Source organism: Streptomyces sp. NP-1717, from assembly GCF_022695985.1.
Classification (GTDB): Bacteria; Actinomycetota; Actinomycetes; order Streptomycetales; family Streptomycetaceae; genus Streptomyces.
The window spans coordinates 1-9,789 of record NZ_JAAPBF010000255.1 but is presented as its reverse complement, the minus strand read 5'-3'; the positions used below and the strand labels follow the sequence as shown (position 1 = coordinate 9,789).

General features: G+C 70.7%; 9 protein-coding genes. 6 read left to right on the top strand and 3 right to left on the bottom strand.

What is annotated here, in order from left to right; all coding sequences use genetic code 11:
• Positions 1 to 17: 17 nt before the first annotated feature.
• Complete coding sequence (locus GXP76_RS31110) at positions 18 to 809, bottom strand: metal-dependent hydrolase (RefSeq protein ID WP_242574965.1); 792 nt, start codon at positions 807 to 809, stop codon at positions 18 to 20.
• A 168-nt stretch (positions 810 to 977) separates the two neighbouring features.
• Between GXP76_RS31110 and GXP76_RS31105 the strand changes: the two genes are divergently transcribed.
• The 4 genes from GXP76_RS31105 (at position 978) to GXP76_RS31090 (ending at position 5,678) form a co-directional block, all read left to right on the top strand.
• Positions 978 to 3,500, top strand: coding sequence for an RNA helicase (locus GXP76_RS31105; protein WP_242574964.1), 2,523 nt, complete (start codon positions 978 to 980; stop codon positions 3,498 to 3,500).
• Between the two features lie 63 nt (positions 3,501 to 3,563).
• The gene (locus GXP76_RS31100) at positions 3,564 to 4,436 is read left to right on the top strand and encodes an acyl-CoA thioesterase II (RefSeq protein WP_242574963.1); all 873 of its coding nucleotides are present in this window, start codon (positions 3,564 to 3,566) and stop codon (positions 4,434 to 4,436) included.
• A 50-nt stretch (positions 4,437 to 4,486) separates the two neighbouring features.
• Entirely contained in the window at positions 4,487 to 4,975 is a 489-nt protein-coding gene (locus tag GXP76_RS31095) for a glutathione peroxidase (RefSeq protein ID WP_242574962.1), read from the top strand.
• Positions 4,976 to 5,168: 193 nt separating this feature from the next.
• Complete coding sequence (locus GXP76_RS31090) at positions 5,169 to 5,678, top strand: excalibur calcium-binding domain-containing protein (RefSeq protein ID WP_242574961.1); 510 nt, start codon at positions 5,169 to 5,171, stop codon at positions 5,676 to 5,678.
• 63 nt (positions 5,679 to 5,741) lie between these two features.
• On the opposite strand, the gene GXP76_RS31085 is transcribed toward GXP76_RS31090, so the two are convergent.
• Complete coding sequence (locus GXP76_RS31085; protein ID WP_242574960.1) at positions 5,742 to 6,977, bottom strand: acyl-CoA dehydrogenase family protein; 1,236 nt, start codon at positions 6,975 to 6,977, stop codon at positions 5,742 to 5,744.
• Positions 6,978 to 7,129: 152 nt separating this feature from the next.
• Between GXP76_RS31085 and GXP76_RS31080 the strand changes: the two genes are divergently transcribed.
• A complete protein-coding gene (locus GXP76_RS31080; RefSeq protein ID WP_242574959.1) occupies positions 7,130 to 7,783 on the top strand; it encodes a TetR family transcriptional regulator in 654 nt (217 codons plus the stop codon).
• Positions 7,784 to 7,841: 58 nt separating this feature from the next.
• Here the strand turns inward: GXP76_RS31080 and def are convergent, their stop codons facing one another.
• Positions 7,842 to 8,378 carry a peptide deformylase gene (gene def, locus GXP76_RS31075; protein WP_242574958.1) on the bottom strand — a complete coding sequence of 179 codons (537 nt, stop codon included), beginning with the start codon at positions 8,376 to 8,378 and terminating at the stop codon, positions 7,842 to 7,844.
• Between the two features lie 272 nt (positions 8,379 to 8,650).
• Here def and GXP76_RS31070 point away from each other — a divergent pair.
• Positions 8,651 to 9,789 (top strand): ROK family protein (locus GXP76_RS31070; protein ID WP_242574957.1); only part of this gene is annotated, 1,139 nt, incomplete at its 3' end.

The following is a 9,789-nucleotide window of genomic DNA, read 5'->3' as shown; positions in this document are numbered from 1 at the left end:
GGGTGCCGGGACGGGGGTCAGATCACGTTCAGCGCCGCCGCGCCGCCCACCCCGCCGAGCAGCATGAACAGCGGCATCAGCACCTTCATCTCCACCCAGCTCCCGGCCCGGAACCGGATCGCCTTCGGCGGTCCGATGGGGTACCAGCGCTTGCGCCCCACCGGGATCGGCCACAGGATCGGGCAGCCCGACACCGTCAGCGCGTCGCCGATGTCGTGCACCAGGGCGCCCAGGACGATCGGCAGCCCCAGCCACAGGTACTCCTGGCCGGGCGCGTCGAAGAGCCAGTCCGCGCCGTTGCCCGGCTTGTCCAGTACACCGGCCAGGATCCACGCGCTCGTCGCGCCGAGCAGCCACACGAGGACGTCGCTCGACACCCGCGCCGCCCGCCACAGCAGTCCTTCGACGGCGAGCACCATATGGATGAAGAGCAGCGCGAGCACCGCCCAGCGGCCTCCGAGTACCGCGAGCGCGGAGGCGCCGCCGCCGATCATGACGGCCCAGAGCCAGGTGTGGGTGAGTGTGCGGTGGCCGCCGGTCCTGCGGGCGTCGCCCGGTTTCTTCGTCGCTTTGTAGACCGCGAACGACAGCTTGTCGACGATCCCGCAGAGCGCCTTGGACACCGGCCCGAAGGCGCGCGAGATGGTCGCCGACTTGTGGTCCAGGTCGGGGGCGAGTGCCGCCCCCGCGCATATCAGCGCGCCGACCACCAGCACCGGCCAGGGCATCGCGTGGTCGGCCGCCGCCGCGGCGGCTCCCACCCCCAGCCAGGCCGCCGCGCCCGACAGCGAGTGCGCCGGTCCCATCATGGTCGTCCCCGCATGGTCGATCCCCGCCCCGTCGTCGCTGTGGTGGTGCGTACCGAAGGGCCCACCGCCGTTGCGGCAAGGCCCAGTTGACTGGGCAGCGTACCCGTAGTGATCTTCGGCCGGTCGTCCGGTTCCCTCTTCGGGGCGTGCGGCAGGCAAGATGGGGGTGTGACCCTTATTGATCAGCTGCCGCCGGATGCCGACCCCGATGCCCTCTTCGAGGCCTTCTCGTCATGGGCCGAGGGTGAGGGGATCACGCTCTATCCGGCTCAGGAGGAGGCGCTGATCGAGGTGGTGTCCGGGGCCAACGTGATCGTCTCCACCCCCACCGGCTCCGGGAAGAGCCTGATCGCGGCGGGTGCGCACTTCACGGCGCTGGCCCAGGACAAGGTCACGTTCTACACCGCGCCGATCAAGGCGCTGGTGTCGGAGAAGTTCTTCGACCTGTGCAAGCTCTTCGGTACGGAGAACGTCGGCATGCTGACGGGCGACGCGTCCGTGAACGCCGACGCGCCGGTCATCTGCTGCACGGCGGAGGTGCTGGCCTCGATCGCGCTGCGCGACGGCAAGCACGCCGACATCGGCCAGGTCGTGATGGACGAGTTCCACTTCTACGCGGAGCCGGACCGCGGCTGGGCCTGGCAGATCCCGATCCTGGAGCTGCCGCAGGCGCAGTTCATCCTGATGTCGGCGACGCTCGGCGACGTGTCGCGGTTCGAGGAGGATCTGACCCGCCGGACCGGCCGCCCCACCTCCGTCGTCCGCTCGGCGACGCGACCGGTGCCGCTGAGTTACGAGTACCGCCTCACCCCGATCACCGAGACGCTGACCGAACTGCTGGAGACCCGTCAGGCGCCGGTCTACATCGTGCACTTCACCCAGGCGGCGGCCGTCGAGCGCGCGCAGTCGCTGATGAGCATCAACATGTGTACGCGCGAGGAGAAGGACCGGATCGCCGATCTGATCGGCAACTTCCGCTTCACCACCAAGTTCGGCCGCAATCTCTCCCGTTACGTACGGCACGGAATCGGGGTGCACCACGCGGGAATGCTGCCCAAGTACCGCCGGCTCGTGGAAAAGCTCGCGCAGGCCGGTCTGTTGAAGGTGATCTGCGGGACGGACACACTCGGTGTCGGCGTCAACGTCCCCATCCGTACGGTGCTGTTCACGGCACTGACCAAATACGACGGCACGCGTGTGCGCACGCTGCGCGCCCGCGAGTTCCACCAGATCGCGGGCCGGGCGGGCCGGGCCGGTTTCGACACGGCGGGTTTCGTCGTCGCGCAGGCGCCCGAGCACGTCGTGGAGAACGAGAAGGCGCTCGCCAAGGCGGGCGACGACCCGAAGAAGCGCCGCAAGGTGGTCCGCAAGAAGGCGCCCGAGGGCTTCGTCGCCTGGTCGGAGAGCACGTTCGACAAGCTGATCGCCTCCGACCCGGAGCCGCTCAACTCGCGCTTCCGGGTCACCCACACGATGCTGCTGTCGGTCATCGCGCGGCCGGGCAACGCCTTCGACGCGATGCGTCATCTGCTGGAGGACAACCACGAGCCGCGCAAGCAGCAGTTGCGGCACATCCGGCGCGCCATCGCGATCTACCGGTCGCTGCTGGACGGTGGTGTGGTGGAGCGTCTGGAGACGCCGGACGCCGAGGGCCGCATCATCCGCCTCACCGTCGACCTCCAGCAGAACTTCGCGCTCAACCAGCCGCTGTCGACGTTCGCGCTGGCCGCGTTCGAACTGCTGGAGCCGGGCTCGCCCTCGTACGCGCTGGACATGGTCTCCGTGGTCGAGTCGACGCTGGACGATCCCCGGCAGATCCTCGCCGCGCAGCAGAACAAGGCGCGGGGCGAGGCGATCGGGCAGATGAAAGCCGACGGTGTCGAGTACGAGGAGCGGATGGAGCGGCTCCAGGAGTTCACGTACCCGAAGCCGCTCGAAGAGCTGCTGTGGCACGCGTACGAGGTCTACCGCACCAGCCATCCGTGGGTCGGCGACCACCCGGTGTCCCCGAAGTCCGTCATCCGGGACATGTTCGAACGGGCCATGACCTTTACGGAGTTCACGTCCCACTACGAGCTGGCGCGCACCGAGGGCATCGTGCTGCGCTATCTCGCCGGCGCGTACAAGGCGTTCGAGCACACCATCCCCGACGACCTGAAGTCGGAGGACCTGGAGGACCTGATCGCCTGGCTCGGCGAGATGGTGCGGCAGGTCGACTCCAGCCTCCTCGACGAGTGGGAGCAGCTGGCCAACCCCGAGGTGGAGACCGCCGAGCAGGCGCAGGAGAAGGCCGACCAGGTCAAGCCGGTCACCGCCAACGGCCGTGCCTTCCGGGTGCTGGTGCGCAACGCGATGTTCCGCAGGGTCGAGCTGGCGGCGCTCGACAAGGTGAACGAACTGGGCGAGATGGACGCCGATTCGGGCTGGGACGCGGACGCCTGGGGCGAGGCCATGGACGGGTACTGGGACGAGTACGAGGAACTGGGCACCGGGCCGGACGCGCGCGGCCCGAAGCTGCTCGGTATCGAGGAGGACCCGGACCACGGCCTGTGGCGGGTCCGGCAGTCGTTCGCCGATCCGAACGGCGACCACGACTGGGGCATCAGCGCGGAGGTCGACCTCGCCGCGTCCGACGAGGAGGGACGGGCCGTGGTCCGGGTCACCTCGGTGGGCCAGCTGTCCGGCGTCTGAGAACCAGCCTCTGAGAACAGGCGCCGGACCACCGGCACCGGAGAACTGTGGAGAACGAGAACGATGACGAATCCCGCCGAGCGGCTGGTCGATCTGCTCGACCTCGAGCGGATCGAGGTCAACATCTTCCGGGGCCGCAGCCCGCACGAGTCGCTGCAACGGGTCTTCGGCGGCCAGGTCGCCGGCCAGGCGCTGGTGGCTGCCGGGCGCACCACGGAGGGCGATCGCCCGGTCAACTCGCTGCACGCGTACTTCCTGCGCCCCGGCACGCCCGGCGTGCCGATCGTGTACCAGGTCGAGAGGGTGCGGGACGGCCGGTCGTTCACCACCCGCCGGGTCACGGCGGTGCAGGAGGGGCGGACGATCTTCAATCTGACGGCGTCCTTCCACCACGCGGAGGAGGGCGGCTTCGAGCATCAGCTGCCGCCGCGCCACGACTTCCCGGACCCGGAGTCGCTGCCCACGGTGGCCGACGAGGTCCGGGCGCATCTGGGCGGGCTGCCGGAGGCGTTCGAGCGGATGGCGCGCCGTCAGCCGTTCGACATCCGCTACGCGGACCGGCTGCGGTGGACGGCGGAGGAGATCGAGGGCGCCGATCCGCGCAGCGCGGTGTGGATGCGCGCGGTGGGCCCGCTGGGCGACGACCCGCTGGTGCACACCTGCGCGCTGACGTACGCGAGTGACATGACGCTGCTGGACGCGGTCCGCATTCCCGTCGAGCCGCTGTGGGGCCCGCGCGGGTACGACATGGCGTCGCTGGACCACGCGATGTGGTTCCACCGGCCGTTCCGCGCGGACGAGTGGTTCCTGTACGACCAGGAGTCGCCGATCGCGACGGGCGGGCGGGGTCTGGCCCGGGGCCGTATCTACGACCGCTCGGGCCGGCTGCTGGTCTCGGTCGTCCAGGAGGGTCTGTTCCGCAAGCTCGGCGGGTGAAGCGCGACAATGGACGGGAACACGGGACCGACCGCTCCGAGGAGACCTTGATGACCCTGTACGACATCCCGCTGCGCACCCTGACCGGTGAGCCCACGTCCCTGGCCGCGTACAAGGGCCGGGCGGTGCTGGTGGTGAACGTCGCGTCGAAGTGCGGCCTCACCCCGCAGTACGAGGGCCTGGAGCGGCTCCAGCAGACCTATGGCGACCGCGGCCTCACGGTCGTGGGCGTGCCCTGCAACCAGTTCGGGGGCCAGGAGCCGGGCAGCGCCGAGGAGATCGAGACGTTCTGCTCGACAACGTACGGCGTGAGCTTCCCGCTGCTGGAGAAGTCCGAGGTCAACGGCGAGAACCGGCATCCGCTGTACACGGCGCTGACCGCGCATGCGGACGCCGCGGGCGAGGCGGGCGACGTGCAGTGGAACTTCGAGAAGTTCCTGATCTCCCCGGACGGTGAGGTCGTGGACCGTATCCGGCCCCGGACGGAGCCGGAGGCCCCGGAGGTCATCACCGCGATCGAGGCCCGACTCCCCGCGTAGCGCGCGCTCTTGAGACCGATGCCCGGCCCGTGACAGTGGGGCCGGGCATCGGTGTGTCAGGCCCCCTGATGGATGCATCCACCATATGTCCACGTGTTCATCACGGTTTCGACACAACCGGAGCGACGGTCGTACAACGGGGCAAGTCCCGCCGCTACGGTCATCCCCTCACGAAGCAGTCCTTGGGGGACACATGAGCTTTTCGCCACCTGCCGCGCCCGGTCCGAACCCGTACGTCGGCCCGCCGGCACCGCCGTCCGGTCGCCCGAAATGGACGCGGAAGCGGGTGCTGCTGCCGCTGCTGGCGGTACTTTTCTTCTTCGGCGTCGCGATCGGCGCGGCGGACGGTACGGCGGGAACGAAGAACGCGGCCGACGCGAAGCCCGCCCCGGCGGCGACGGTGACCGCCACGGCGACGGCCTCGCCCGAACCGGCGGTGACCGAGACGGTGACGGCCACCCCCGAGCCCGCGCCGACCGTCACCAAGACGAAGACCGTGCGCGTCACGGTCGCGCCCGCCGCCGAGGACAACGGCGACAGCGGCGGTTCGGGAGGGTCGGGCACGGGAGGATCGGGAGGCGGCTCGACGTACTACGCCAACTGCACGGCCGTCCGCGCGGCGGGCGCGGCCCCGATCCGCTCGGGCGACCCGGGCTACGGCTCGCACCTGGACCGCGACGGGGACGGCGTCGCCTGCGAGTGACGCGGGCGCCCTCGACCGCCGGACGGCCCTGTTCGCGGCCCGTCCGGCGGCCGGCCGCGCGCCCTACCTGATCGGCATCCCCGACAGCGTGCGCGCGATGACCAGGCGCTGGATCTCGCTCGTGCCCTCGAAGATGGTGTAGATCGCGCTGTCGCGGTGCATCCGCTCCACCGGGTACTCGCGCGTGAAGCCGTTGCCGCCGAGGATCTGGACCGCTCGCGCGGTGACGTCCTTGGCCGTCTCGCTCGCGTACAGCTTCGACATGGAGCCCTCCGCCGCGGTGAACGCCTTGCCCGTGGCCGCCATCCAGGAGGCGCGCCAGACGAGCAGCCGGGCCGCGTCGATGCGGGTGCGCATGTCGACGAGCTGGAAGGCGATGCCCTGGTTGTCGATGACGGGGCGGCCGAACTGGCTGCGGGTTTTGGCGTAGTCGAGCGCCACCTCGTACGCGGCGCGGGCCGTCCCCACGGCCATGGCGCCGACCGCGGGCCGCGACGCCTCGAAGGTGGCCATGGCCGCGTTCTTGACGCGTTCGCCGCCGGTCCCGCCGGCCGCTTTCGCCTCGCGGGCGCGGGCGAGGCGCTCGTCCAGCTTCTCCTTGCCGCCGAGCAGGCAGTGGCCGGGGACGCGGACGTCCTCCAGGACCACCTCGGCCGTGTGGGAGGCGCGGATGCCGTGCTTCTTGAACTTCTGCCCCTGGGACAGACCGGGCGTGCCGGGCGGGACGATGAAGGAGGCGTGCCCCTTGGAGCCGGCCCCGGGGTCCACGACGGCGACCACGACGTGCACGTTGGCGATGCCGCCGTTGGTCGCCCAGGTCTTGGTGCCGTTCAGCACCCACTCGTCCTTGGCCTCGTCGTAGCGCGCGCGGGTGCGCATGGCGGCGACGTCCGATCCGGCGTCGGGCTCGGACGAGCAGAACGCGGCGACCTTCACGTCGTCCACGTCGCCGTACATCTGCGGGATCCAGGTGCCTATCTGCTCGTCGGTGCCGTTGGCGAGGACGCCGACCGCGGCGAGTCCGGTGCCGACGATCGACAGGCCGATGCCCGCGTCACCCCAGAACAGTTCCTCCATCACCATGGGGATGGAGAGGCCCGTGGGGTCGAAGTACTGCTGTGCGTAGAAGTCGAGGGAGTAGACGCCGACCTTGGCGGCTTCCTGGATGACGGGCCACGGGGTCTCCTCGCGCTCGTCCCACTCGGCCGCCGCCGGGCGGATGACGTCGGCCGCGAAACCGTGGAGCCAGTCGCGTACCTGCTTCTGGTCGTCGTTGAGTTCGAACGTGAACTCGGCCATCGTCTCCTCCAGCACTGCTGTTACTTACGGTAACAACAGTCTGTTACCGGCAAGTAGAGGATGTCAACCTGAGGCGGCCTGATCTGCGGCGACGGCGGGCTTGGTGTTACGTTGCCGGGGCGTCACGGAATCGCTCGGGCGGGGAGACACCCATGGGGACCACACAGCAGGCCGACCAACACCGCTCGGCCCATCAGCGCCGCCGCCAACTCCTGGAGGCCGCCGACCGGGTCGTCCTGCGCGACGGGCCGAAAGCGTCCATGAACGCCATCGCGGCCGAGGCCGGTATCACCAAGCCGATCCTCTACCGCCACTTCGGCGACAAGGGGGGCCTCTACCGGGCTCTGGCGAAGCGTCACACGGACGCGCTGCTCAGCGCGTTGAAGGCCGCGCTCGACGCGCCCGCCGACCGCCGCGCACGGGTGGAGGCCACCCTCGACACATACCTCGCGGCGATCGAGGCGCGCCCCCAGGTGTACCGGTTCCTGATGCACCCGGCGGACGAGGCCGCCGACGCCCAACTCCCCGAGCAGGGCTTCGACGTGGGCCGCCACTCGGCCCCGCTGCTGCGCCGGCTCGGCGAGGAGCTGGCCACCGTGATCGAGGAGCGGGTCGACCTCGGTCCCGACAGCGCGCAGCTGGCCCGGGTGTGGGGCCACGGGATCGTCGGCATGATGCACGCGGCCGGCGACTGGTGGCTCGGCGAACGCCCTTGCTCACGAGCCCAGTTGGTGAGCAGCCTGGCCGATCTGCTGTGGGGCAGGCTGGCACTGGTGGACGACCGGGCGGGCAGCCCGGGCCTCTGACACCGCGCCGGGCGCGGACCGCGCCCGGCGGTGGCGTGAACACACCCGCGCCGGCCGGTCAGCTCCATGACGCGCGGCGCGCCGCGCGCAGCACCCTGACCTTGCGCCAGCCCGTCAGCCGGTCGGGATAGACCAGCCCCTCCAGGTGGTCGCACTCGTGCTGGAGACAGCGCGCGAAGAATCCGGTGCCGTCGATCCGTACGGGTGCGCCGTCCACCGTCACCCCCTCCACCACCGCGTGGTCGGACCGCTCCGTTCCCGCCTCCAGGCCCGGCAGCGAGAGACAGCCCTCGGCGCCCCGTACGCTCACCCCGTCCGTCAGCACCGGGCGGGGATTGACGATGTGTCCGAGATGGCGGACGTCCTCGTCGTCGGGGCAGTCGTAGACGAACACCGTGAGTGGCACGCCGATCTGATTGGCCGCCAGACCGACCCCGTTGGCCCGGTACATCGTCGCGAACAGGTCCTCGACCAGCTGGGCCAGCGGTGGCCCGAAGTCCGTGACGGGGTCGCAGGCCGTGTGCAGGGCGGGGTCGCCGAGCAGCCGCAGGGGACGGACCCGCCCGGCACTGCCGTGGATCAGACGGTCGCGCATCTGTCCGCCCCGAAACCCGTGCCGAAACCTGTCGCGAAGCCCGCCCCGAAGCCTGTCCCGAAGTCCGCCCCGCGGTCGCCGCGTTCGATCGTCGCCATCGCGCCAGCGTACGTCGGGCGGGCGGCACCGCCGCCGTGCGGGGGCCGTGCGGGGGCCGTGCGGGAGCCGTACGGACGGCGTTTACCGGAACGTGATGGGCCACATGTCTGGTTTTCATCGGTCACCTGTGCCTAAAGTTGCGCCACCGAATTAATCTCAGAGTGAGAGGAATTGTGGCAACTACCTCGCTCCCCCGCACCTCCAACCGGAGCGCCGTGATCGCGGCCCTGCTTTCCGGCGCGGACGTGGACCGCCGGCGGCTCATCGCGGACACCGGCCTGAGCCGGGCCACGGTGTTCCGCATCGTGGACGACCTGATGGCCGAGTCCCTCGCGCTGGAGGGTTCCCGGATGCTCCGGGAAGGCCCCGGCCGGCAGTCCACGACCGTGAGTTTCAACCACCGCTCCGCTCTCGTCTGCGGAGTCGACCTCGGTGGCACCAACTGCCGGGTCGTGGTGGCGGACGCGCTGGGCCGCGCCGTCATCAGGAGCCGGGACACCACGCCGCGCGACGCGACGGCGGACGAACTGGCCGCCTGGGTCGCCGGCAAGGTCACCGGGCTGGTCTCCCGGCACGGCGACGGCGTGCCCCTGCACACCGTCACGATCGGTCTGCCCGGTGTCGTCACCGGCGACGGGCGCTCCGTCGTGGCATCGCACAATCTCGGCCAGATCAAGGGCACCGGGTTCATCGAGACGGTCTCCGGCCTGCTGGACGTGGAGACCGCCGTCGGCAACGACTCCAACCTCGCTCTGCGAGGCGAACTCCAGTACGGATCACTGCCCGACCGGGAGACCGCCGTACTGCTCGCCATGGGCACCGGCCTCGGTTCCGCCGTCTCCATGGACGGACAGGTCCTGCTCGGCAGGACGGGCCTGCTCGGCGAGTTCGGCCGGCTCCCGCTGCCCGGCCGCGAGGAGCGGCTGCGCGATCTGCTGTCCGGCGCCGACCTGGTGGCGTACGCGCGCCGCCAGGGGGTGCGCGTACCAACGGCGCGTGCGCTGTTCGCGGACCCGGAGGCGTACGCCCCCGTGCTGGCCGAGGTGCACGCCGCGCTGGCGCATCTCGTCACCGTCGTCGCGCTCGCGTACGAGCCCGGCACGGTGGTCCTGACCGGCGGTTTCTCGGAGTCCTTCGACACCGCGCGGCTGACCGCCATCAGCGACCAGGTCGCCGACACGGTCGGGGTCCGCAGTGTCGTGCGCCGCTCCGACCTCGGCGACTCGGCGGGCCTGCTCGGCTCGATGGCGACCTCGCTCGGCCGGCTCTACGACTCGCTGGGCGTGAGCGCGCGGGACGCGGCCTCCGTGGC